27 protein-coding genes are annotated in these 24,341 nt (G+C 41.6%); all 27 read left to right on the top strand.

Translation table 11 applies throughout. The features are described 5' to 3' along the window. Positions 1 to 21 precede the first annotated feature (21 nt). The 27 genes from uvrC (at position 22) to whiA (ending at position 24,290) form a co-directional block, all read left to right on the top strand. Complete coding sequence (uvrC, locus tag N8L90_RS03070) at positions 22 to 1,869, top strand: excinuclease ABC subunit UvrC (RefSeq protein ID WP_261024085.1); 1,848 nt, start codon at positions 22 to 24, stop codon at positions 1,867 to 1,869. Then, entirely contained in the window at positions 1,859 to 2,713 is an 855-nt protein-coding gene (locus N8L90_RS03065) for a metallophosphoesterase family protein (protein WP_261024084.1), read from the top strand. The genes uvrC and N8L90_RS03065 overlap by 11 nt, the downstream gene beginning before the upstream one ends. 173 nt (positions 2,714 to 2,886) lie before the next feature. Then, complete coding sequence (locus tag N8L90_RS03060) at positions 2,887 to 3,492, top strand: nitroreductase family protein (protein WP_261024081.1); 606 nt, start codon at positions 2,887 to 2,889, stop codon at positions 3,490 to 3,492. A 13-nt stretch (positions 3,493 to 3,505) separates the two neighbouring features. After that, positions 3,506 to 4,906 carry a dipeptidase PepV gene (gene pepV / locus N8L90_RS03055; protein WP_261024079.1) on the top strand — a complete coding sequence of 467 codons (1,401 nt, stop codon included), beginning with the start codon at positions 3,506 to 3,508 and terminating at the stop codon, positions 4,904 to 4,906. A 53-nt stretch (positions 4,907 to 4,959) separates the two neighbouring features. Next, a complete protein-coding gene (locus N8L90_RS03050; RefSeq protein ID WP_261024077.1) occupies positions 4,960 to 5,538 on the top strand; it encodes a uracil-DNA glycosylase family protein in 579 nt (192 codons plus the stop codon). Between the two features lie 160 nt (positions 5,539 to 5,698). Continuing rightward, on the top strand, positions 5,699 to 5,986 hold the full coding sequence (locus tag N8L90_RS03045) for a rhodanese-like domain-containing protein (RefSeq protein ID WP_261024075.1): 288 nt from the start codon (positions 5,699 to 5,701) through the stop codon (positions 5,984 to 5,986). 170 nt (positions 5,987 to 6,156) lie between these two features. Next, the gene (brnQ, locus tag N8L90_RS03040) at positions 6,157 to 7,482 is read left to right on the top strand and encodes a branched-chain amino acid transport system II carrier protein (protein WP_261024073.1); all 1,326 of its coding nucleotides are present in this window, start codon (positions 6,157 to 6,159) and stop codon (positions 7,480 to 7,482) included. Positions 7,483 to 7,579: 97 nt separating this feature from the next. Then, the gene (locus tag N8L90_RS03035; protein ID WP_261024071.1) at positions 7,580 to 8,617 is read left to right on the top strand and encodes a M42 family metallopeptidase; all 1,038 of its coding nucleotides are present in this window, start codon (positions 7,580 to 7,582) and stop codon (positions 8,615 to 8,617) included. Positions 8,618 to 8,738: 121 nt separating this feature from the next. Then, positions 8,739 to 9,635, top strand: a complete 897-nt coding sequence (locus N8L90_RS03030; protein ID WP_261024070.1) for a hypothetical protein — start codon at positions 8,739 to 8,741, stop codon at positions 9,633 to 9,635. Between the two features lie 206 nt (positions 9,636 to 9,841). Further along, positions 9,842 to 10,303 carry an HIT family protein gene (locus N8L90_RS03025; RefSeq protein WP_261024068.1) on the top strand — a complete coding sequence of 154 codons (462 nt, stop codon included), beginning with the start codon at positions 9,842 to 9,844 and terminating at the stop codon, positions 10,301 to 10,303. Between the two features lie 10 nt (positions 10,304 to 10,313). Then, positions 10,314 to 11,030 (top strand): LD-carboxypeptidase LdcB/DacB, encoded by a 717-nt coding sequence (gene ldcB / locus N8L90_RS03020; protein ID WP_261024066.1) that lies wholly within the window; start codon positions 10,314 to 10,316, stop codon positions 11,028 to 11,030. Positions 11,031 to 11,152: 122 nt separating this feature from the next. Then, positions 11,153 to 11,578, top strand: coding sequence for a 50S ribosomal protein L11 (gene rplK, locus N8L90_RS03015; protein WP_001085807.1), 426 nt, complete (start codon positions 11,153 to 11,155; stop codon positions 11,576 to 11,578). Between the two features lie 207 nt (positions 11,579 to 11,785). Beyond that, a complete protein-coding gene (gene rplA / locus N8L90_RS03010; RefSeq protein ID WP_001085675.1) occupies positions 11,786 to 12,475 on the top strand; it encodes a 50S ribosomal protein L1 in 690 nt (229 codons plus the stop codon). Positions 12,476 to 12,658: 183 nt separating this feature from the next. Then, a complete protein-coding gene (locus N8L90_RS03005) occupies positions 12,659 to 13,171 on the top strand; it encodes an adenine phosphoribosyltransferase (RefSeq protein WP_001049318.1) in 513 nt (170 codons plus the stop codon). A gap of 335 nt (positions 13,172 to 13,506) precedes the next feature. After that, the gene (metA, locus tag N8L90_RS03000; RefSeq protein WP_261024064.1) at positions 13,507 to 14,451 is read left to right on the top strand and encodes a homoserine O-acetyltransferase MetA; all 945 of its coding nucleotides are present in this window, start codon (positions 13,507 to 13,509) and stop codon (positions 14,449 to 14,451) included. Positions 14,452 to 14,459: 8 nt separating this feature from the next. Continuing rightward, positions 14,460 to 15,137, top strand: coding sequence for a DnaD domain-containing protein (locus tag N8L90_RS02995; RefSeq protein ID WP_261024062.1), 678 nt, complete (start codon positions 14,460 to 14,462; stop codon positions 15,135 to 15,137). Positions 15,138 to 15,234: 97 nt separating this feature from the next. Further along, positions 15,235 to 15,993, top strand: coding sequence for a triose-phosphate isomerase (tpiA, locus tag N8L90_RS02990; protein ID WP_000087891.1), 759 nt, complete (start codon positions 15,235 to 15,237; stop codon positions 15,991 to 15,993). A gap of 33 nt (positions 15,994 to 16,026) precedes the next feature. Further along, positions 16,027 to 17,541 carry a choline binding-anchored murein hydrolase LytC gene (gene lytC, locus N8L90_RS02985; RefSeq protein WP_261024060.1) on the top strand — a complete coding sequence of 505 codons (1,515 nt, stop codon included), beginning with the start codon at positions 16,027 to 16,029 and terminating at the stop codon, positions 17,539 to 17,541. A 343-nt stretch (positions 17,542 to 17,884) separates the two neighbouring features. Continuing rightward, positions 17,885 to 18,403: a Dps family protein gene (locus N8L90_RS02980; protein ID WP_042750433.1), complete on the top strand. Its 519-nt coding sequence runs from the start codon at positions 17,885 to 17,887 to the stop codon at positions 18,401 to 18,403. Positions 18,404 to 18,533: 130 nt separating this feature from the next. After that, entirely contained in the window at positions 18,534 to 19,040 is a 507-nt protein-coding gene (locus N8L90_RS02975) for a dihydrofolate reductase (RefSeq protein WP_261024058.1), read from the top strand. After that, complete coding sequence (locus N8L90_RS02970) at positions 19,040 to 19,210, top strand: hypothetical protein (RefSeq protein ID WP_000442260.1); 171 nt, start codon at positions 19,040 to 19,042, stop codon at positions 19,208 to 19,210. Before N8L90_RS02975 ends, N8L90_RS02970 begins: the two co-directional genes overlap by 1 nt. Positions 19,211 to 19,246: 36 nt before the next feature. Continuing rightward, entirely contained in the window at positions 19,247 to 20,479 is a 1,233-nt protein-coding gene (clpX, locus tag N8L90_RS02965; RefSeq protein WP_025169664.1) for an ATP-dependent Clp protease ATP-binding subunit ClpX, read from the top strand. 8 nt (positions 20,480 to 20,487) lie between these two features. Then, positions 20,488 to 21,075 (top strand): ribosome biogenesis GTP-binding protein YihA/YsxC, encoded by a 588-nt coding sequence (gene yihA / locus N8L90_RS02960; protein WP_261024056.1) that lies wholly within the window; start codon positions 20,488 to 20,490, stop codon positions 21,073 to 21,075. Between the two features lie 10 nt (positions 21,076 to 21,085). Further along, on the top strand, positions 21,086 to 21,466 hold the full coding sequence (locus tag N8L90_RS02955) for a RidA family protein (RefSeq protein WP_001140420.1): 381 nt from the start codon (positions 21,086 to 21,088) through the stop codon (positions 21,464 to 21,466). Between the two features lie 51 nt (positions 21,467 to 21,517). Further along, positions 21,518 to 22,408 carry an RNase adapter RapZ gene (gene rapZ, locus N8L90_RS02950; protein WP_000163055.1) on the top strand — a complete coding sequence of 297 codons (891 nt, stop codon included), beginning with the start codon at positions 21,518 to 21,520 and terminating at the stop codon, positions 22,406 to 22,408. Beyond that, a complete protein-coding gene (locus N8L90_RS02945) occupies positions 22,405 to 23,382 on the top strand; it encodes a YvcK family protein (RefSeq protein ID WP_261024054.1) in 978 nt (325 codons plus the stop codon). Before rapZ ends, N8L90_RS02945 begins: the two co-directional genes overlap by 4 nt. Then, positions 23,379 to 24,290 (top strand): DNA-binding protein WhiA, encoded by a 912-nt coding sequence (gene whiA, locus N8L90_RS02940; RefSeq protein WP_020903050.1) that lies wholly within the window; start codon positions 23,379 to 23,381, stop codon positions 24,288 to 24,290. The genes N8L90_RS02945 and whiA overlap by 4 nt, the downstream gene beginning before the upstream one ends. The last annotated feature ends 51 nt before the right edge of the window (positions 24,291 to 24,341 follow it).

Below are 24,341 nucleotides of genomic sequence, written 5' to 3'. Positions count from 1 at the left end.
CTTTTTTGCTATAATGGAACTATGAATAACTTGATTAAATCAAAACTAGAGCTCTTGCCGACCAGCCCAGGTTGCTACATTCACAAGGATAAAAACGGCACCATTATCTATGTGGGAAAGGCTAAAAATCTGCGTAACCGCGTGAGGTCTTATTTCCGTGGAAGTCATGATACCAAAACAGAGGCCTTGGTGTCTGAAATTGTAGATTTTGAATTTATCGTTACGGAGTCCAATATTGAGGCACTTCTCCTAGAAATCAATCTTATCAAGGAAAATAAGCCTAAATACAATATCATGCTCAAGGATGACAAGTCCTATCCCTTCATCAAAATCACCAATGAGCGCTATCCTCGTTTAATTATCACCCGTCAGGTCAAGAAGGACGGCGGTCTCTACTTTGGACCTTACCCAGATGTGGGGGCAGCCAATGAAATCAAGCGGCTGCTGGATCGAATTTTCCCTTTTCGCAAGTGTACCAATCCACCGTCTAAGGTCTGTTTTTACTACCATATCGGTCAATGTATGGCCCACACCATCTGTAAGAAAGATGAGGACTATTTCAAGTCCATGGCTCAGGAGGTTTCTGAGTTTCTGAAAGGGCAGGATGATAAAATTATAGATGACCTCAAGGGCAAGATGGCAGCGGCAGCCCAGACTATGGAATTTGAACGTGCAGCGGAATACCGTGACCTGATTCAGGCCATTGGAACGCTTCGGACCAAGCAACGGGTTATGGCCAAGGATCTCCAAAATCGGGATGTCTTTGGCTACTATGTGGCCAAGGGCTGGATGTGTGTTCAGGTTTTCTTTGTTCGTCAGGGAAAACTCATTGAGCGGGATGTCAATCTCTTTCCCTATTACAATGATCCAGACGAAGATTTTTTGACCTATGTAGGACAATTCTATCAAGAAAAATCTCATCTAGTTCCTAATGAGGTACTGATTCCGCAGGATATCGATGAAGAAGCTGTCAAGGCTTTGGTGGATACCAAGATTCTCAAACCTCAACGTGGAGAGAAAAAACAACTGGTCAATCTAGCTATAAAAAATGCCCGTGTTAGTCTGGAGCAGAAGTTCAATCTGCTAGAAAAATCTGTCGAAAAGACCCAAGGAGCTATTGAAAATCTAGGACGTTTGCTCCAAATTCCGACTCCAGTTCGCATCGAGTCCTTCGATAACTCCAACATCATGGGGACCAGTCCTGTTTCGGCTATGGTGGTCTTTGTCAACGGCAAACCAAGTAAGAAGGATTATCGTAAGTACAAGATAAAAACGGTTGTCGGTCCAGATGACTATGCCAGTATGAGAGAAGTTATTCGCAGACGCTATGGCCGAGTTCAACGTGAGGCTTTGACTCCGCCAGATTTGATTGTCATTGATGGGGGACAAGGTCAAGTCAATATCGCCAAGCAAGTCATACAAGAGGAACTGGGTTTGGATATTCCCATTGCAGGTTTGCAAAAGAATGACAAGCACCAAACCCATGAATTGCTCTTTGGAGATCCGCTTGAGGTGGTGGAGTTGTCTCGCAATTCTCAGGAATTTTTCCTCCTCCAACGTATCCAAGATGAGGTCCACCGCTTTGCTATCACTTTCCATCGCCAACTGCGCTCCAAAAATTCTTTTTCATCACAACTGGATGGAATTGAAGGGCTGGGACCTAAACGCAAGCAAAATCTTATGAAGCATTTCAAGTCTCTAACCAAAATCAAGGAAGCCAGTGTGGATGAGATTGTCGAAGTTGGGGTACCAAGAGCAGTCGCAGAAGCAGTGCAGAGGAAGTTGAACCCGCAGGAGGCAGAAGCCTTGCCTCAAGTGGCGGAAGAAAGAGTAGATTACCAAATAGAAGGAGAACACAATGAATCATAAAATCGCAATTTTATCAGATATTCATGGCAATACAACTGCCCTAGAAGCAGTGATTGCAGATGCTAAAAACCAAAGAGTCAGTGAATACTGGCTTCTGGGAGATATTTTTCTTCCTGGTCCAGGCGCAAATGACTTAGTCGCCCTGCTAAAGGACCTTCCTATCACAACCAGTGTTCGAGGCAATTGGGATGATCGTGTCCTTGAGGCCTTGGATGGCGAATATGGTTTGGAACATCCGAAAGAAATCCAGTCAATGCGCATGACCCAGTTTTTGATGGAGCAAATGGATCCTGCAACGATTGTCTGGCTACGAAGCTTGCCTTTGCTGGAAAAGAAAGAAATTGACGGCTTGCGCTTTTCTATCTCTCATAATTTGCCAAATAAGAACTATGGTGGTGACTTGCTAGTTGAGAATGATACAGATAAATTTGACCAACTGCTAGATGATGAAGTTGACGTGGCAGTCTATGGTCATGTTCATAAGCAGTTGCTTCGTTATGGCAGTCGAGGGCAACAAATCATCAATCCAGGGTCGATTGGCATGCCCTATTTTAATTGGGAGGCGTTAAAAAATCACCGTGCCCAGTATGCCGTGATAGAAGTTGAAGATGGGGAATTGGTCAATATCCAATTTCGTAAAGTCGCTTATGATTACGAGGCTGAGTTAGAATTGGCCAAATCCAAGGGGCTTCCCTTTATCGAAATGTATGAAGAGCTACGTCGTGAAGATAACTATCAGGGGCACAATCTGGAACTCTTAGCAAGCTTAATAGATAAGCATGGGTATGCAGAGGATGTGAAGAATTTCTTGGAGGCTATAAAGTCAAAATATAAGATAGACTAGTTTCTTTAAGTAACTGAAAATTAATTGGAACTGGATAAGGGGCTTCCTGCTTGAAATGATTTTCTTCATTCGGTTGCTTATCCTTGTTCCAGTTTGTCTCTACGAAAAATCTCTGCAACCTCTTTCAAATTATGGTAGAATGGAAGCAGTAGAATTAGAAAAGGAAATCGATTATGAAATTTCTTGAATTAAATAAAAAACGTCATGCGACTAAGCGTTTCACTGATAAGCCAGTTGATCCAAAAGATGTGCGTACGGCTATCGAAATTGCAACCTTGGCCCCAAGTGCCCACAACAGCCAGCCTTGGAAATTTGTAGTGGTACGTGAGAAAAATGCCGAACTAGCAAAATTGGCTTACGGTTCAAACTTTGAACAGGTATCATCAGCGCCTGTAACCATTGCCCTGTTTACAGACACAGATTTGGCTAAACGTGCTCGTAAGATTGCCCGTGTTGGTGGGGCAAAGAATTTCTCAGAAGAACAACTTCAATACTTCATGAAAAATTTGCCAGCTGAATTTGCACGCTACAGTGAGCAACAAGTCAGCGACTACCTAGCCCTCAATGCAGGTTTGGTTGCCATGAACTTAATTCTCGCTCTTACAGACCAAGGAATCGGATCAAATTTGATCCTTGGATTTGACAAATCAAAAGTCAATGAGGTTTTGGAAATTGAAGACCGTTTCCGCCCAGAACTCTTGATCACAGTGGGTTACACAGACGAAAAATTGGAACCAAGCTACCGCTTGCCAGTAGATGAAATCATCGAGAAAAGATAGAAAGAAGAAAAAAATGACAGCAATTGATTTTACAGCAGAAGTAGAAAAACGCAAAGAAGACCTCTTGGCTGACTTGTTTAGTCTTTTGGAAATCAACTCAGAACGTGATGACAGCAAAGTTGATGCTGAGCATCCATTTGGACCTGGGCCGGTAAAAGCCTTGGAGAAATTCCTTGAAATTGCAGATCGTGATGGCTATCCAACTAAAAATGTTGATAACTACGCAGGACATTTTGAGTTTGGTGATGGAGAAGAAGTTCTCGGAATTTTTGCCCATATGGATGTGGTTCCTGCTGGTAGCGGTTGGGATACAGATCCTTACACACCGACTATCAAAGACGGTCGCCTTTATGCGCGTGGGGCTTCGGACGACAAGGGTCCTACAACAGCTTGTTACTATGGTTTGAAAATCATCAAAGAATTGGGTCTTCCAACTTCTAAGAAAGTTCGCTTCATTGTCGGAACTGATGAAGAATCAGGCTGGGCAGATATGGACTACTACTTCGAGCACGTAGGACTTGCCAAGCCAGACTTTGGTTTCTCTCCAGACGCTGAGTTCCCAATCATCAATGGTGAAAAAGGGAACATCACTGAATACCTCCATTTTGCAGGTGAAAATACTGGTGCAGCGCGTCTTCACAGCTTCACAGGTGGATTGCGTGAAAACATGGTACCTGAATCAGCAACAGCAGTTGTTTCAGGCGACCTGGCTGACTTGCAAGCTAAACTAGATGCTTTTGTCGCAGAACACAAACTCAGAGGAGAAATCCAAGAAGAAGGTGGCCAATATAAGGTGACTATTATTGGTAAATCAGCCCATGGTGCTATGCCTGCTTCAGGTGTCAATGGTGCGACTTACCTTGCCCTCTTCCTTAGCCAGTTTGACTTTGCTGGTCCAGCCAAAGACTACCTTGACATCGCTGGTGAAATTCTCTTGAACGACCATGAGGGTGAAAATCTCAAAATTGCTCATGTGGATGAAAAGATGGGTGCTCTTTCTATGAATGCCGGTGTCTTCCGCTTTGACGAAACAAGCACTGATAATACCATTGCCCTTAACATCCGCTATCCAAAAGGAACAAGTCCAGAACAAATCAAGTCAATCCTTGAAAACTTGCCAGTTGCTTCTGTTAGCCTTTCTGAACACGGTCATACCCCTCACTATGTGCCAATGGAAGATCCACTTGTGCAAACCTTGTTGAATGTTTATGAAAAACAAACTGGTCTTAAAGGTCACGAGCAAGTCATCGGTGGTGGAACCTTTGGTCGCTTGCTAGAACGAGGTGTTGCCTATGGTGCCATGTTCCCAGACTCAATTGACACCATGCACCAAGCCAATGAATTTATCGCCTTGGATGATCTCTTCCGAGCTGCAGCAATCTATGCCGAAGCTATTTATGAATTGATCAAATAAAACGATAGAAGTCTGAGATTGTATGCTTAGACTTCTTTTTGGAGGGAAAGTAGATGTCTCAAATTGAAAGAATCAAGCAGGCTATTATGTCAGATCCACAAAATGCCAGCTATACAGAACGCGGAATCGAACCTCTCTTTGCAGCGCCAAAGACTGCTCGCATCAATATCATCGGTCAAGCGCCTGGTCTTAAAACCCAAGAAGCAGGCCTTTACTGGAAGGACAAAAGTGGTGATCGTTTGCGGGAGTGGCTAGGTGTGGATGAAGATACCTTTTACAATTCAGGTTATTTTGCTGTTCTGCCTATGGATTTTTACTTTCCAGGGCATGGTAAGTCAGGTGACCTGCCACCGAGAACTGGTTTTGCAGAAAAATGGCATCCACAGCTCTTGCAAGAATTACCCGATATTCAATTGACCCTCTTGATTGGGCAATATGCCCAGGCCTACTATTTACAGGAGAAAGTTAGTGGCAAGGTGACAGAAAGGGTAAAACATTACCAGAACTACTTACCAACCTATTTTCCATTAGTTCACCCCTCACCGCGAAATCAAATCTGGATGGCTAAAAATCCTTGGTTTGAGGCAGAAGTGGTACCAGATTTGAAAAAAAGGATTAAAGCAATTTTATAGTCAATGAAAATCAAAGAGCAAACTAGGAAGCTAGCCGCAGGCTGCTCAAAGTACAGCTTTGAGGTTGTGGATAGAACTGACGAAGTCAGTAACCATACCTACGGTAAGGCGACGCTGACGTGGTTTGAAGAGATTTTCGAAGAGTATTAGGAGAAAAAGAATGAAAGAAATTACCTTTGACGCATTTTACCAGCTTTACCAAAATGACCAACTTTCTTTAGTGGACGTGAGAGAAGTGGATGAGTTTGAAGCTCTTCATTTAGAAGGTGCTCAGAATCTTCCTCTGAGTCAACTGACTGATACCTATGATCAATTGGACAAGGACCAGTTACATTATGTTATTTGTAAATCTGGAATGAGATCAGCGCGTGCTTGCCAATTCCTAGCTGAACAAGGTTATGAAGTTATCAATGTTCAGGGTGGCATGATGGCTTTTGAAGAACTTTAAACAGTAGAATTTTCTCCTGCTTGGTGTGGACTGGGTAGGGGATATTATTTTTAGACAATTCTCATTTTTAAGAATCTTGAAAACATTCAATATTTACTTCGTGAAGCTTTTTTCATACTCTTATTCATGATATACTAGGTCAGTATTTTATAAATATGAAGGAGATTTTCATGGCTAAAAAAGGTGCCTTAACAGGTTTACTCCTGTTTGGAATATTTTTTGGTGCGGGGAACTTGATTTTTCCGCCTTCTCTAGGTGCTCTATCTGGAGAACATTTTCTTCCTGCCATCGCAGGTTTTGTCTTTTCAGGCGTCGGTATCGCCGTCTTGACCCTTATTATTGGAACGCTAAATCCTAAAGGATATATCTACGAGATTTCAACAAAGATAGCGCCTTGGTTTGCGACTCTTTACCTCTCGGTTCTTTACTTGTCAATCGGTCCATTCTTTGCCATTCCACGTACAGCTACAACAGCTTACGAAGTAGGGATTAGCCCCCTTTTGTCGGATGCAAATAAAGGTCTTGGTTTGATTGTCTTTACGGTTCTTTACTTTGCAGCAGCCTATCTAATTTCGCTCAATCCATCAAAAATTTTGGACCGTATCGGCCGTATTTTAACACCAGTCTTTGCGATTTTGATTGTTATCTTGGTTGTTCTGGGAGCTTTCAAATACGGTGGAACAAGTCCTCAAGCTGCTTCAGCTGCTTATCAAGCTTCTGCCTTTGGTACAGGTTTCCTAGAAGGTTATAATACCTTGGATGCTCTTGCCTCAGTTGCCTTTAGCGTAATCGCAGTTCAAACCTTGAAACAACTTGGTTTCTCAAGTAAGAAAGAATACATTTCAACTATTTGGGTTGTTGGTATCGTTGTAGCCCTTGCCTTCAGCGCTCTTTACATCGGTTTAGGTTTCCTTGGAAATCATTTCCCGGTACCAGCTGAAGCGATGAAGGGTGGAACACCAGGTGTTTACATCTTGTCACAAGCTACTCAAGAAATCTTTGGTTCAACAGCTCAACTCTTCCTTGCAGCTATGGTTACTGTAACCTGCTTCACAACAACAGTTGGTTTGATTGTGTCAACAGCTGAGTTCTTTAATGAACGCTTCCCACAAATCAGCTACAAGGTTTATGCGACAGCCTTTACCTTGATTGGATTTGCCATTGCTAATTTGGGTCTTGATGCGATTATCAAGTACTCCATTCCAGTACTGGTTATCTTGTACCCAATCACGATTGCCATCGTTATGATTGTCATTGTCAACAAATTTGTGGCTCTTTCAAAACCAGGTATGCAGTTGACAATTGCTGTGGTTACAGCTATTGCCATTGCAAGCGTATTAGGAAGCTCATTTAAAGTTGAGTTTCTTGCAAATCTTGTCAAGACTCTTCCTTTTGCCAAGGCATCACTCCCATGGTTAGTACCAGCCATTGTCGGAATCTTGCTCTCATTGGTTCTACCAAACAAGCAAGAAAGCGATGTTTTTGAAATGGAGTAATCATTAAAATCACTTTTGTAGTCAAGGCTACAGGAGTGATTTTCTTTTTTTATCCGATGATAAATGTGTTATAATAGGTAGCAAAAGAGGTGAAGAAATGAATCAAACAGTAGAATATATCAAAGAACTGACAGCCATTGCGTCGCCAACGGGCTTCACTCGGGAGATTTCGGACTATTTAGTCAAGACTCTAGAAGGTTTTGGTTACCAGCCAGTTCGCACAGCCAAGGGCGGTGTCAATGTAACCATCAAAGGGCAAAATGACGAGGAGCATCGCTATGTGACTGCCCATGTAGATACGCTTGGTGCTATTGTCCGTGCTGTCAAACCAGACGGTCGTCTCAAAATGGACCGTATCGGTGGTTTTCCTTGGAACATGATTGAAGGAGAAAACTGTACCGTTCATGTGGCTAGTACAGGTGAAAAAGTATCAGGAACCATCCTTATCCACCAAACTTCTTGCCATGTCTACAAGGATGCAGGAACTGTAGAACGCACGCAGGAAAATATGGAAGTGCGTTTGGATGCAAAAGTGACCAATGAAAAAGAAACTCGTGCTCTTGGCATTGAGGTCGGTGATTTTATCAGTTTTGACCCACGAACTGTCGTGACAGAGACAGGTTTTATCAAGTCTCGTCATTTGGACGATAAGGTCAGTGCGGCGATTTTGCTTAATCTGCTTCGTATTTATATGGAAGAGAAGATTGAGTTGCCCGTAACAACCCATTTTGCTTTTTCAGTCTTTGAAGAAGTGGGACACGGTGCAAACTCTAGCATTCCTGCTCAAGTAGTTGAATATCTGGCTGTGGACATGGGAGCCATGGGTGATGACCAGCAGACAGATGAGTACACAGTATCTATCTGTGTCAAGGATGCTTCAGGCCCTTATCACTATGACTTCCGTCAACACTTAGTTGCCTTGGCTAAAGAGCAAGATATTCCATTCAAGCTGGATATCTATCCATTTTATGGTTCGGACGCTTCAGCAGCTATGTCTGAAGGGGCAGAAGTCAAACACGCCCTTCTCGGTGCTGGTATCGAGTCTAGCCATTCTTATGAGCGTACTCATATTGATTCGGTGGTCGCAACGGAGCGTATGGTCGATGCTTATCTAAGAAGTGAGTTAGTGGAGTGAAGGGGCGATAAAGTATAATGTATGAAATACTGAAACAATTAGCAACGCCTGCTATAATAACAGGGTTGATTTCGAGTTTGTATGCTTATTTCCAAAAAAAAAAGAGGAATATTATAAGTATGTGTATGAAAATAAACAAGAAAACTTTAAAGAACTAGTTGTTTATGCCGATGAACTGGTAGATAAAGGGATTACTAATCCAGATTTAGAAAAACTACTTTTTAAAATTTCTCAAAAAATTAATCCATTTGGACGAAAAATAAAAACTTTTGGAAAATATCAGTGGATAAAAGATGATGGGTATGTATGGTACCAAATAGAAATGATAGAGGATAAACTTGCTTCTCAAAGACTTCAAATAGAGGATTTAAAAGAACTAGCTCATCGGATACAAATTTCTAAACGATTACTAGATATAAAAGTAGAACAAAATATTTCGTCTATAACTTTAGCTAAAATATGGTTTTATTTATTGCAGTATGTGATGTTATTACTTCAGCTGTTTCTCATTTACTCTGGATATAATAGTTTTATCGAACAATCAACAGTATTCTTTTTGTTATTGGCTTTCTGCTTACTTGTTGTAGTGATTTTAATTTTTTTACTCCCGGAATTGAGTGTTAATGAAATAGATGATAGAGAATCTGAAATAGGCTTTATAATGCTCCTTTTCGTTATTGTTACAGTTGATGCTGTGATAGTGTATTATTTGTCTAATGATCCTTCTATTGCTCTGCTTGTTGGAATGGTTTCACTTATTCTAATTGTTGGTGAAGTAATTTCAAAAGCTATTATTTTCGGGGAAAGTGAAATTGGTAAAGTATCTACAATTTATATCGAAGAATATAGGAAACTACAGGGACCTAAGTTAACCGAGAGACGCTTTAGAAATTATTTTAAAGTTATTCCATTTTTAAATAAGATTAAGAATTTATTTCACAAATATATTATTCCATTCTTTAATAAGATTAAGAATTTATTTTATAAAGATAAGAGGGAGGGGAATGATGACCTATAAACACTGACACTTTGACCTTAATTACATCCTTCTCGACTTTGAAGCAGTTGAGGATTGGGGCTAGTCTGACAACAGATATCTAAGGGGTGAATCAAGTACGGTTTGACAGTGAGTGGTTTAATCTCTACATACTTAAGAATACAAGCATCTCAATATCAAGTTGTTAAATTCAAGATTGAACCTATTAGAATTGAAAGGAGAGACTCATGTGTCTGATTTGCCAGAGAATTGAGCTCATCAAAGCTGGAGAAAATCCCTATTTTGTCAAAGAGTTGGAAACAGGCTACCTTGTGGTTGGAGACCACCAGTATTTTGCAGGATATAGTCTCTTTCTAGCCAAGGAACATGTCACCGAATTGCACCATTTAGAAAAGGAAACTAGAATCCGTTTTCTAGAGGAAATGAGTGTGGTCCAAGAAGCAGTTGCCAAGGCTTTTGCTGCTGAGAAAATGAATATCGAACTGCTAGGAAATGGCGATGCTCATCTTCATTGGCATCTTTTTCCTAGACGGACAGGTGATATGAATGGTCACGGTCTCAAGGGACGTGGGCCAGTTTGGTGGGTTCCTTTTGAAGAAATGACAGCAGAAACCTGCCAAGCAAAACCGGATGAGATTAAAAGATTAGTCGAACGTTTATCATCAGAAGTAGATAAACTATTAGAATAAAGGAGTAGAAATGAAGAAAAGATACCTTATCTTGACAGCCTTGCTAGCCTTGAGTCTAGCAGCTTGTTCACAAGAAAAAGCAAAAAATGAAGATGGCGCAGCTAAGACAGAACAAACAGCCAAAGCTGATGGAACAGCCGACAGTAAATCTCAAGGAGCTGCCCAGAAGAAAGCAGAAGTGGCTAACAAAGGAGACTACTACAGCATCCAAGGGAAATACGATGAAATCATCGTAGCCAATAAACATTATCCATTGTCGAAAGACTATAATCCAGGGGAAAATCCGACAGCCAAGGCAGAGTTGGTCAAACTCATAAAAGCTATGCAAGAGGCAGGTTTCCCAATAAGTGACCATTACAGTGGCTTTAGAAGTTATGAGACTCAGACTAAGCTCTATCAAGATTATGTCAACCAAGATGGGAAAGAAGCTGCCGACCGTTATTCTGCCCGTCCTGGCTATAGCGAACACCAGACAGGCTTGGCTTTTGATGTGATTGGGACAAATGGTGATTTGGTGACAGAAGAGAAGGCGGCCCAATGGCTCTTGGACCATGCTGCTGATTATGGCTTTGTTGTCCGTTATCTCAAAGGTAAGGAAAAGGAAACAGGCTATATGGCTGAGGAATGGCACCTTCGTTATGTCGGAAAAGAAGCTAAAGAAATTGCTGAGACTGGTCTCAGCTTGGAAGAATACTATGGATTTGAAGGCGGAGATTACGTCGATTAAAAAATAAACTTTTCTCTTGCAATTCTAGATAAATAGTGTATAATAGATGGGTATGTGAAAAGCATACTTGTGGGAGGTAAAAATCTTTAATTACCGCCAAAACCACAAAGGAGGATTTAAAAATGGCTAAAAAAGTCGAAAAACTTGTAAAATTGCAAATCCCTGCTGGTAAAGCTACACCAGCTCCACCGGTTGGACCTGCTCTTGGTCAAGCTGGTATCAACATCATGGGATTCACAAAAGAGTTCAACGCTCGTACAGCTGACCAAGCTGGTATGATCATTCCAGTTGTTATCTCAGTTTACGAAGATAAATCATTTACTTTCATCACTAAAACACCACCAGCTGCTGTTCTTTTGAAAAAAGCTGCAGGTGTTGAAAAAGGATCAGGTACACCTAACAAAACTAAAGTTGCTACAGTTACTCGTGCACAAGTACAAGAAATTGCAGAAACTAAGATGCCAGATTTGAACGCAGCAAACGTAGAGTCTGCAATGCGTATGATCGAAGGTACTGCTCGTTCTATGGGATTCACTGTTGTTGACTAATCAATAACACAGTAGAAAATCTCACAGCAGTCTATTAGTTGCTTTTCATACTAGGCAAGTGACTGATGCTTGTACTTGGGTACAGCAAGGGAACTTAACGACGTAGGAAAAGAAAAATAATAGACTGATAACCCGCAAGACTTCATCATTTCGAGGAGTGACGTGGGAGATGAAAATCGATTGAACCACTTACAAGGAGAATAGAAAATGGCTAAAAAAAGCAAACAACTTCGTGCTGCTCTTGAGAAAATCGACAGCACAAAAGCATACAGCGTAGAAGAAGCTGTAGCACTTGCAAAAGAAACTAACTTTGCAAAATTTGACGCAACTGTAGAAGTTGCTTACAACTTGAACATCGACGTTAAAAAAGCTGACCAACAAATCCGTGGAGCAATGGTATTGCCAAACGGTACTGGTAAAACTTCACGCGTTCTTGTTTTCGCACGTGGTGCAAAAGCTGAAGAAGCAAAAGCTGCTGGTGCAGACTTTGTTGGTGAAGATGACCTTGTTGCTAAAATCAACGACGGTTGGTTGGACTTCGACGTAGTTATCGCTACACCTGACATGATGGCTCTTGTTGGACGTCTTGGACGTGTCCTTGGACCACGTAACTTGATGCCAAACCCTAAAACTGGTACTGTGACAATGGATGTTGCTAAAGCAGTTGAAGAGTCTAAAGGTGGTAAAATCACTTACCGTGCTGACCGTGCAGGTAACGTTCAAGCAATCATCGGTAAAGTATCATTTGAAGCTGAAAAATTGGTTGAAAACTTCAAAGCTTTCAACGAAACAATCCAAAAAGCAAAACCAGCTACAGCTAAAGGAACTTACGTAACAAACTTGACTATCACAACTACTCAAGGTGTTGGTATCAAAGTTGACGTAAACTCACTTTAATCAGTAGTTTATAAAAGAGGACGAGTACGAAAGTGCTCGTTTTTGTATGTAAGTTATAGTCTCTCTAAAATGGTCATCTTATTTGGCTTATAGGGTGAGGGCAAATGAAATACTGTTTTCTCTTCCTTCTTTACTAGAAAATATGGTATAATAGGGAGTAAAAACTTTGAAAGAAAGAAAAAGATGAATTTAAAAGATTACATTGCAACAATTGAAAATTATCCTAAGGAAGGAATTACCTTCCGTGATATCAGTCCTTTGATGGCTGATGGGAATGCTTATAGCTACGCTGTTCGTGAAATTGTTCAGTATGCTACTGACAAGAAAATAGACATGATTGTAGGTCCTGAGGCTCGTGGTTTTATCGTGGGCTGTCCAGTTGCCTTTGAGTTGGGAATTGGTTTTGCGCCTGTTCGTAAGCCAGGAAAATTGCCACGCGAAGTCATTTCTGCTGACTATGAAAAAGAGTACGGTGTTGATACCTTGACTATGCACGCGGATGCCATCAAGCCAGGTCAACGTGTTCTTATCGTAGATGACCTCTTGGCTACAGGTGGAACTGTTAAGGCAACCATCGAGATGATTGAAAAACTTGGTGGTGTTGTAGCAGGTTGTGCCTTCCTTGTTGAATTGGATGAATTGAACGGCCGTGAAAAAATCGGTGACTACGATTACAAAGTTCTGATGCATTATTAATGAAAAACAGTCCCTAGGGCTGTTTTCTCTACATTAGGATATAAAAATAGACTATAGCTAGTTAGAGAAAAACTATAATTGAAAACTATATCTTCTTGCAGTATAATAAAAGGACTAAGTGTTTGAGATTTAGTTTCATACTCAATGAAAATCAAAGAGAAAACTAGGAAACTAGCCGCAGGCTGCTCAAAGTACAGCTTTGAGGTTGCAGATAGAACTGACGAAGTCAGTAACATATATCTACGGCAAGGCAACGTTGACGCGGTTTGAAGAGATTTTCGAAGAGTTTCAAACATATGCAATGATTCCTGAAAGAATACAGTTAGGAGAGGGTTATGCCGATTCGAATTGATAAAAAATTACCAGCTGTTGAGATTTTACGGACAGAGAACATCTTTGTCATGGATGATCAACGTGCGGCCCACCAAGATATCCGTCCTTTGAAGATTTTAATTTTAAATCTCATGCCACAGAAAATGGTCACAGAAACCCAGTTGTTACGCCATTTGGCCAATACACCTCTACAACTGGATATTGATTTCCTCTATATGGAGAGCCACCGTTCTAAAACAACTCGTTCAGAGCACATGGAGACCTTTTATAAAACTTTTCCTGAAGTCAAAGATGAGTATTTTGATGGCATGATTATCACGGGTGCTCCAGTTGAGCATTTACCATTTGAGGAAGTGGACTATTGGGAGGAATTTAGTCAGGTAATCGAGTGGTCCAAGACTCATGTCTATTCGACCCTTCATATCTGTTGGGGTGCTCAGGCTGGTCTTTATCTGCGCTATGGAGTGGAAAAATACCAGATGGACAGTAAGTTATCGGGTATCTATCCTCAGGACACCTTAAAGGAAGGTCATCTTCTCTTTAGAGGCTTTGACGATAGCTATGTATCTCCTCATTCACGGCATACGGAGATTTCTAAGGAAGAAGTCTTAAACAAGACCAATCTTGAAATTTTATCAGAAGGACCTCAGGTTGGGGTTTCGATTTTGGCCAGTCGTGATTTACGAGAAATTTATAGTTTTGGGCATTTGGAATATGACCGTGATACCTTGGCAAAAGAGTATTTTCGAGATCGTGACGCAGGTTTAGAACCACATATTCCAGAAAATTACTTTAAGGATGATGATGTTAATCAGGTACCTTGTCTTTGTTGGTCTTCATCAGCAGCCCTCTTTTTCAGTAACTGGGTGAATTATGCTGTCTATCAGGAGACGCCTTTTGACTGGAGAAAGATAGAAGATGATGCATCTGCATATGGGTATTTATAAGAGGAATTATGACATATTTAGACGCTTTTAAATCAGGGAACTTGGTTTTACCGAGTGCCCTGCTCTTGCATTTTAAGGAACTCTTTCCTTCTAGCGACGATTTTCTAGTCTGGCAATTTTTCTATTTGCAAAATACGACAGGCTTGGAAGAAATGTCTCCAAGTCAGATTGCTGAAAGGATTGGCAAGGAAATTTCAGATGTCAACCAGGCCATTTCCAATCTGACGGAGAGGGGACTACTTCAGTATCGAACGATCGAATTGAATGGTGAAATCGAATTGCTTTTTGATGCTAGTTTAGCTTTGGAACGTTTGGATGACTTGCTTGGAGTTGCTCATTCGAATTCAGATCAGTTGACACCTCAAAACCAGCTCAAGGATTTGGTAGAAATCTTCCAGCAGGAATTAGGACGTTTGTTGACACCTTTTGAAATTGAAGATTTGACCAAGACCCTAAAGGAAGATGGGACCAGTGCTGACTTGATTAAGGAAGCTCTTCGTGAAGCTGTTTTGAATGGAAAAGCAAATTGGAAGTACATTCAGGCCATTTTGAGAAATTGGCGCCATGAAGGAATCAAAAGTGTGGCTCAAATTGAGGCTAAGCGGGCAGAAAGAGAAGCAAGCAATCCTCAGTTGACACAGGTATCTGCAGATTTTAGAAATGCTATGGATCTTTGGAAGGATTAATCCATGCAAGCAGGCTTGAAATCCGAGTAAGATTTGCAAGCTGTGTATAATTGTGATAAAATAAGTAGAAAATAAATTGAAAAAAGAGGTATGTGAAATGTCACGTAAACCATTTATCGCTGGTAACTGGAAAATGAACAAAAATCCAGAAGAAGCTAAAGCATTCGTTGAAGCAGTTGCATCAAAACTTCCTTCATCAGATCTTGTTGAAGCAGGTATCGCTGCTCCAGCTCTTGATTTGACAGCTGTTCTTGCTGCTGCTAAAGGTTCAAACCTTAAAGTTGCTGCTCAAAACTGCTACTTTGAAAATGCAGGTGCTTTCACTGGTGAAACTAGCCCACAAGTTTTGAAAGAAATCGGTACTGACTACGTTGTTATCGGTCACTCAGAACGCCGTGACTACTTCCATGAAACTGACGAAGATATCAACAAAAAAGCAAAAGCAATCTTTGCAAACGGCATGCTTCCAATCATCTGTTGTGGTGAATCACTTGAAACTTATGAAGCTGGTAAAGCTGCTGAATTCGTAGGTGCTCAAGTATCTGCTGCATTGGCTGGATTGACTGCTGAACAAGTTGCTGCATCAGTTATCGCTTACGAGCCAATCTGGGCTATCGGTACTGGTAAATCAGCTTCACAAGACGATGCACAAAAAATGTGTAAAGTTGTTCGTGACGTTGTAGCTGCTGACTTTGGTCAAGAAGTTGCGGACAAAGTTCGTGTTCAATACGGTGGTTCTGTTAAACCTGAAAACGTTGCTTCATACATGGCTTGTCCAGACGTTGACGGTGCCCTTGTAGGTGGTGCGTCACTTGAAGCAGAAAGCTTCTTGGCTTTGCTTGACTTTGTAAAATAATCAGTAGCAAAAGCTAGGTGGAACAGCATTGAGATGTCTGTTCCATTTTTTATAGGAGAGGAAAGATTGAAAACAAAGATTGGAAAAATTGGATTAGCGAGTATCTTTTTACTAGGCTTGGCAACTAGTCATGTAGCTGCAAATGAAACTGAGGTAGCAAAAACTTCGCAGGATGCAACGACAGTTTCAAGTAGTTCAGAGCAAAATCAGTCTTCTAATAAAACTCAAACGAGTGCAGGAGTAAAGACCAATGCTTCTGCCCACTGGGAGGGGGATTATTATGTAAAGGCTGATGGTTCCAAAGCCAAGAGTGAGTGGATTTTTGATAACTACTATAAGGCTTGGTTTTATATTAAGTCAGATGGTCGTTATGCTCAAAATGAGTGGCAGGGCAATTACTACCTAAAATCAGGTGGTTATATGGCTAAGAATGAATGGGTTTATGATAACGCCTATAGGAATTGGTTTTACCTGAAGTCTGATGGTTCTTATGCTAACCAGGAATGGCATTCTGTTGGAGGTAAATGGTACTATTTTAAGAAGTGGGGCTATATGGCTAAAAGTCAATGGCAGGGAAATTATTTCTTGAATGGTCAAGGTGCCATGATGCAAAATGAATGGCTTTATGATCCAGCCTATTCATCTTACTTCTATCTCAAGTCCGATGGTTCTTATGCAAATCAAGAGTGGCAAAAGGTAGACGGCAAGTGGTACTATTTCAAGAAGTGGGGTTACATGGCCAAAGATGAGTGGCAGGGTAACTACTATTTGACAGGAAGTGGTGCTATGGCGACTGGTGAATTAGTCATGGATGATGCTCGCTATATTTTTTCTGACTCAGGTGAGTTAAAAGAAAAGAAAGACTTGAATGTTGGCTGGGTTCACCGAAATGGCAGACGTTATTTCTTTAACCATCGTGAAGAACAAGTTGGGACTGATCAAGTTAAAAAAGTTATCGATGTCAGTGAACACAATGGTCGTATCAGTGACTGGAAAAAGGTCATCGATGATAATGGCGTTGATGGAGTCATTGTTCGTTTGGGCTATAGTGGAACTGAGGACAAGGAATTGGCTCATAATATTAAGGAGTTAAACCGTCTTGGAATTCCTTACGGTGTTTACCTCTATACTTATGCTGAAAATGAGACTGATGCTGAGAATGATGCTAATCAGACCATTGAACTCTTGAAAAAATACAAGATGAACTTGTCTTACCCTATCTACTACGATGTTGAGAACTGGGAATATGTCAATAAGAGCAAGAGAGCTCCAAGTGATACTGGAACCTGGGTCAAGATTATCAACAAATATATGGCAACAATGAAACAAGCTGGTTATCAAAATGTGAAAGTTTATAGCTACCGTCAACTTTTACAAACTCGTTTGAATCATCCTGATATTTTGCAACATGTTAACTGGGTAGCAGCCTATACGGATGCGCTTGATTGGACAAATCCTCATTATTCAGGTGAAAAAGGATGGCAATATACCTCATCTGAATACTTAAAAGGAATTCGTGGTCGTGTTGACATCAGTGTTTGGTATTAAGATATAAGTTTGAGAAAGGAGTGTGCAAGAAAATTGCATCCTCTTTTTCTTTATTTTGTCGCAGTTAATACTCTTTGATAATCAAATTCAAACCACGTCAACGTCACCTTGCCGTACTCAAGTACAGCCTGCGGCTAGTTTCCTAGTTTGCTCTTTGATTTTCATTGAGTATAAGAGAGGTGTAAGGGGACTGGGTTTCATTCTAAAAAATTCTTAAATTATCAGTCTATTGCAACTTTTCTCATGTGAGTCATTTGGCTTGCTATTGGTTATTCTTAGTAGTATACTAAGATAGTAATCAGTAAGAAGTGGTTACAAATAATAATGAATGAGGTAAAATAAAATGGTAGAATTGAAAAAAGAAGCAGTAAAAGATGTAACATCATTAACAAAAGCAGCGCCAGTAGCATTGGCAAAAACAAAGGAAGTCTTGAACCAAGCTGTTGCTGATTTGTACGTAGCTCATGTGGCTTTGCACCAAGTACACTGGTATATGCGTGGTCGTGGTTTCCTTGTATGGCATCCAAAAATGGATGAGTACATGGATGCTCTTGACGGTCAATTGGATGAAATCAGCGAACGTTTGATTACACTTGGTGGTAGCCCATTCTCTACTTTGACAGAATTCCTTCAAAACAGTGAAATCGAAGAAGAAGCTGGTGAATACCGTAATGTTGAAGAAAGCTTGGAACGTGTTCTTGCTATCTACCGTTACTTGTCAGAACTTTTCCAAAAAGGTTTGGATGTCACTGATGAAGAAGGTGACGATGTGACAAACGGTATCTTCTCAGACGCTAAAACTGAAACTGATAAAACAATCTGGATGCTTGCCGCAGAGCTTGGACAAGCACCTGGTTTGTAAGAAATAGAATAATCATATAAAAATCTGTAGGATTCCTCTTACGGATTTTTTATATTCTGTAAGCTATTCCAAACCAGTCTTTTTTTGAGTTTTTTGATAAAATAGTACTATCAGTGAAAAGGATGGAAGCATGACTAAGAAAATCGTAGCTATTTGGGCCCAGGATGAAGAGGGTGTGATTGGTAAGAACAATCGTCTGCCTTGGCATTTGCCAGCAGAACTGCAACACTTCAAAGAAACAACTCTGAATCATGCTATCTTGATGGGGCGCGTGACCTTTGATGGGATGGGGCGTCGCTTGCTTCCAAAACGGGAGACCTTGATTTTGACACGTAACCCGGAAGAAAAGATAGATGGGGTTATTACTTTTCAGGATGTCCAGTCTGTTCTCGACTGGTATCAGGGCCAAGACAAGAATCTCTATATTATCGGTGGGAAGCAGATTTTTCAGGCTTTTGAACCCTATTTGGATGAAGTAATTGTCACTCAAATCCATGCTCGGGTGGAGGGAGATACCTATTTCCCTGAGGAGTTTGACTTATCTCTTTTTGAGACAGTTTCAAGCAAATACTATACCAAGGATGAGAAAAATCCTTATGATTTTACCATCCAATACCGCAAGAGAAAGGAAGTCTAATGGAACGTAGTATATTTGGTTTTTTCACAGCCATGCTGTGTTTGGTCTGCTTGCTTGCTGGAGCACAGGCTTTTCGTAAAAAGCGTTATGGACTTTCTGTCCTGCTCTGGTTAAATGCCTTTACCAATTTGGTCAATAGTATCCATGCTTTTTACATGACCTTATTTTAGATAGAATGACAGTATAGAATAGAACGGAAGGAAATCATGCCTACAACTAGGAATAATGATATGATGGTTTATTGCTCATTTTGTGGCAAAAGCCAAGAAGAAGTACAAAAAATAATCGCTGGGAACAACGCCTTTATCTGTAATGAATGTGTGGAGTTGGCCCAGGAAATCATTCGGGAGGAGTTGGCTGAGGAAGTCTTGGCAGACTTGTCTGAGGTACCAAAACCAATTGAACTCCTCCATATCTTGAACCACTATGTAATTGGTCAAGATCGTGCCAAGCGTGCCTTGGCAGTGGCGGTTTACAACCACTACAAACGTATCAATTTTCACGATACGCGTGAAGAGTCAGAAGATGTGGATTTGCAGAAGTCAAACATCTTGATGATTGGCCCAACTGGTTCAGGGAAAACTTTCCTTGCTCAGACCTTGGCTAAGAGTTTAAATGTACCTTTTGCCATTGCGGATGCGACAGCTCTTACTGAGGCTGGTTATGTGGGTGAGGACGTAGAAAATATCCTCCTCAAACTATTGCAGGCTGCTGACTTTAACATTGAGCGAGCAGAGCGTGGGATTATCTACGTGGATGAAATTGACAAGATTGCCAAGAAGAGTGAGAACGTATCGATCACACGTGATGTTTCTGGTGAAGGGGTGCAACAAGCCCTTCTCAAGATTATCGAGGGAACTGTTGCCAGCGTACCGCCTCAAGGTGGACGTAAACATCCACAACAAGAGATGATTCAAGTGGATACTAAAAATATCCTCTTCATCGTGGGTGGTGCTTTTGATGGTATTGAAGAAATCGTCAAACAACGTCTGGGTGAAAAGGTCATCGGATTTGGTCAAAATAACAAGGCGATTGACGAAAACAGCTCCTACATGCAAGAAATCATCGCAGAAGATATTCAAAAATTCGGTATTATCCCTGAGCTGATTGGACGCTTGCCAGTCTTTGCTGCTCTTGAGCAATTGACGGTCGATGACTTGGTTCGCATCTTGAAAGAGCCAAGAAATGCCTTGGTAAAACAATACCAAACCTTGCTTTCTTATGATGATGTCGAGTTGGAATTTGACGATGAAGCCCTTCAAGAGATTGCCAATAAGGCCATCGAACGCAAAACTGGTGCGCGTGGTCTTCGCTCCATCATCGAAGAAACCATGCTAGACGTCATGTTTGAAGTACCGAGTCAGGAAAATGTGAAATTGGTCCGCATCACTAAAGAAGCTGTCGATGGAACGGATAAACCAATCCTAGAAACAGCCTAGAGGTGACTATGGAACTTAATACACACAATGCTGAAATCTTGCTCAGTGCAGCTAATAAATCCCACTATCCGCAGGATGACCTGCCAGAGATTGCTCTTGCAGGGCGTTCAAATGTTGGCAAGTCTAGCTTTATCAACACCATGCTGAATCGTAAGAATCTGGCTCGTACATCAGGTAAACCTGGTAAAACCCAGCTCCTCAACTTCTTTAACATTGATGACAAGATGCGCTTTGTGGATGTGCCTGGTTATGGTTATGCTCGCGTTTCCAAAAAAGAGCGTGAAAAGTGGGGGCACATGATTGAGGAGTACTTAACGACTCGGGAAAATCTCCGTGCGGTTGTCAGTTTGGTGGATCTCCGCCACGACCCGTCAGCAGATGATGTGCAGATGTACGAATTTCTCAAGTATTATGAGATTCCGGTTATCATTGTGGCGACCAAGGCGGACAAGATTCCTCGTGGTAAATGGAACAAGCACGAATCAGCAATCAAAAAGAAATTAAACTTTGACCCAAGTGACGACTTTATCCTCTTTTCATCTGTCAGTAAGGCAGGGATGGATGAGGCTTGGGATGCAATCTTAGAAAAATTGTGAGGAAAAGAAAATGGCAAAAACAATTCATACAGACAAAGCTCCAAAGGCTATCGGACCATATGTTCAAGGAAAAATCGTTGGCAACCTTTTGTTTGCTAGTGGTCAAGTTCCTCTCTCTCCTGAAACTGGGGAAATCGTTGGAGAAACGATTCAAGAACAGACAGAGCAAGTCTTAAAAAACATCGGTGCTATTTTGGCAGAGGCAGGAACAGACTTTGACCATGTTGTCAAAACAACTTGTTTCTTGAGCGATATGAACGACTTTGTTCCTTTTAATGAGGTTTACCAAACGGCCTTTAAAGAGGAATTTCCGGCTCGTTCAGCTGTGGAGGTAGCTCGTCTTCCTCGTGATGTAAAAGTCGAAATCGAAGTCATCGCAGAGATTGGATAAGCTAGTTGAAGTTTGGTTCTGCCAAACTTCTTTTGATATAAGGAGAAAAAGATGACAAAGAAACAACTTCACTTGGTGATTGTGACAGGAATGAGTGGTGCAGGGAAAACAGTTGCCATTCAGTCCTTCGAAGATTTGGGTTATTTTACTATTGATAATATGCCACCAGCCCTCTTGCCTAAATTTTTGCAGTTGGTTGAAACCAAGGAAGACGACCATAAGTTGGCCTTGGTGGTGGATATGCGTAGCCGTTCTTTCTTTTCAGAGATTCAAGCTGTTTTGGATGAGTTGGAAAACAAGGAAGAACTGGACTTTAAAATTCTCTTTTTGGATGCAGCTGATAAGGAATTGGTCGCGCGTTACAAGGAAACTAGACGGAGTCACCCACTAGCTGCAGATGGACGGATTTTGGATGGAATCAAGCTGGAACGTGAGCTCTTGGCGCCTTTGAAAAATATGAGCCAAAATGTGGTGGATACGACAGAACTTACCCCTCGTGAGCTACGTAAAACCCTTGCAGAGCAGTTTTCAGACCAAGAACAAGCCCAGTCTTTCCGTATCGAAGTCATGTCTTTTGGCTTTAAATATGGAATCCCAATTGATGCGGACCTAGTCTTTGATGTCCGATTCTTGCCCAATCCCTACTACCTACCAGAACTGCGTAATCAAACGGGTGTAGATGAACCAGTTTATGACTATGTCATGAATCATCCTGAGTCAGAAGACTTCTATCAACATTTGTTGGCCTTGATTGAACCGATTTTGCCAAGTTACCAAAAGGAAGGGAAGTCCGTTTTGACCATTGCCATGGGTTGTACAGGGGGACAACACCGTAGTGTGGCCTTTGCTAAACGCTTGGCGCAGGACTTATCCAAGAATTGGCCTGTTAATGAAGGGCACCGCGACAAAGACCGAAGAAAGGAAACGGTAAACCGTTCATGAGAAAACCAAAGATAACGGTGATTGGTGGAGGAACTGGGATTCCTGTCATTCTAAAAAGCCTGCGTGAAAAAGACGTGGAAATCGCTGCTATCGTAACGGTGGCGGATGATGGTGGTTCATCAGGTGAACTCAGAAAAAATATGCAGCAGTTGACACCGCCAGGTGATCTTCGCAATGTCCTTGTGGCCATGTCGGATATGCCTAAGTTTTATGAGAAGGTCTTTCAGTACCGTTTTTCTGAGGATGCGGGAGCCTTTGCGGGCCATCCGCTGGGAAATCTCATTATCGCTGGTCTGTCAGAGATGCAGGGTTCGACCTATAATGCCATGCAGTTATTGAGCAAATTTTTCCATACCACTGGGAAGATTTATCCTTCCAGTGACCATCCCTTGACCCTGCACGCAGTCTTTCAGGATGGAACAGAGGTGGCTGGAGAGAGCCATATTGCAGACCATCCAGGCATGATTGACCATGTCTATGTAACCAATACCCTCAACGATGATACGCCTCTGGTTAGCCGTCGAGTAGTCCAGACCATTCTTGAAAGTGACATGATTGTCCTCGGACCTGGTTCTCTCTTTACCTCGATTTTGCCCAATATCGTGATTAAGGAAATCGGGCAGGCGCTTTTGGAAACCAAGGCAGAAATCGCCTATGTCTGTAATATCATGACCCAACGTGGGGAGACAGAATACTTTACAGATAGTGACCACGTGGAAGTCTTGCATCGTCACCTTGGCCGCCCTTTTATCGACACTGTCTTGGTGAATATCGAAAAAGTGCCTCAGGAATACATGAATTCCAACCGGTTTGATGAATACTTGGTGCAGGTGGAACATGATTTTGCTGGTCTTTGTAAGCAGGTTCCGCGTGTGATTTCATCCAACTTCCTTCGTCTGGAAAATGGGGGTGCCTTCCACGATGGAGATTTGATTGTGGATGAGTTGATGCGGATTATACAGGTGAGAAAATGAGTTTCACAGTAGCAGTAAAAGAAGAAATCCTGGGTCAGCACCATCTGAGCCGGCATGAATTATCTGCCATTATCAAGATGTCTGGTAGCATCGGTCTCTCGACCTCGGGCCTAACCTTGTCTGTCGTGACAGAAAATGCCAAACTGGCTCGTCACCTCTATGAGTCCTTTCTCCATTTCTACGAAATCAAATCGGAAATCCGACACCACCAAAGAAGTAATCTTCGTAAGAATCGGGTCTATACCGTTTTTACAGATGAAAAAGTGCAGGACTTGTTGAGTGATTTGCACTTGGCAGACTCCTTTTTTGGTCTGGAAACAGGTATTGATGAGGAGATTTTATCAGACGAGGAAGCCGGTCGTGCTTATCTTTGTGGCGCTTTCTTGGCAAATGGCAGTATTCGTGACCCTGAGTCAGGTAAGTACCAGTTGGAAATCAGTTCTGTTTATCTAGACCATGCGCAAGGGCTTGCCTCCCTTCTTCAGCAGTTTTTACTGGATGCCAAGGTACTTGAGCGCAAGAAGGGAGCTGTTACCTATCTCCAGCGAGCCGAAGATATTATGGACTTTCTTATAGTCATCGGAGCCATGCAGGCGCGTGATGATTTTGAGCGAGTTAAGATTTTGCGAGAAACCCGTAACGACCTCAATCGAGCCAATAATGCCGAGACAGCTAATATCGCACGGACAGTTTCTGCCAGCATGAAGACTATCAACAATATCAGCAAAATCAAAGATATCATGGGATTAGAGAATTTGCCAGTAGATTTGCAGGAAGTAGCGCAGTTGCGGATTCAGCACCCAGACTACTCTATCCAGCAGTTAGCAGATAGCCTCAGCACCCCTCTGACCAAAAGTGGTGTCAACCACAGACTCAGAAAAATCAACAAGATAGCCGATGAATTATAAAGACATAAAACACCTCTTTCTTGACAATTGAATAGAGCATGTGAGATAATA

Source organism: Streptococcus mitis (genome assembly GCF_946190115.1).
GTDB classification, from domain to species: domain Bacteria; phylum Bacillota; class Bacilli; order Lactobacillales; family Streptococcaceae; genus Streptococcus; species Streptococcus mitis_CO.
This window is presented reverse-complemented; position numbering and strand designations above follow the sequence as displayed.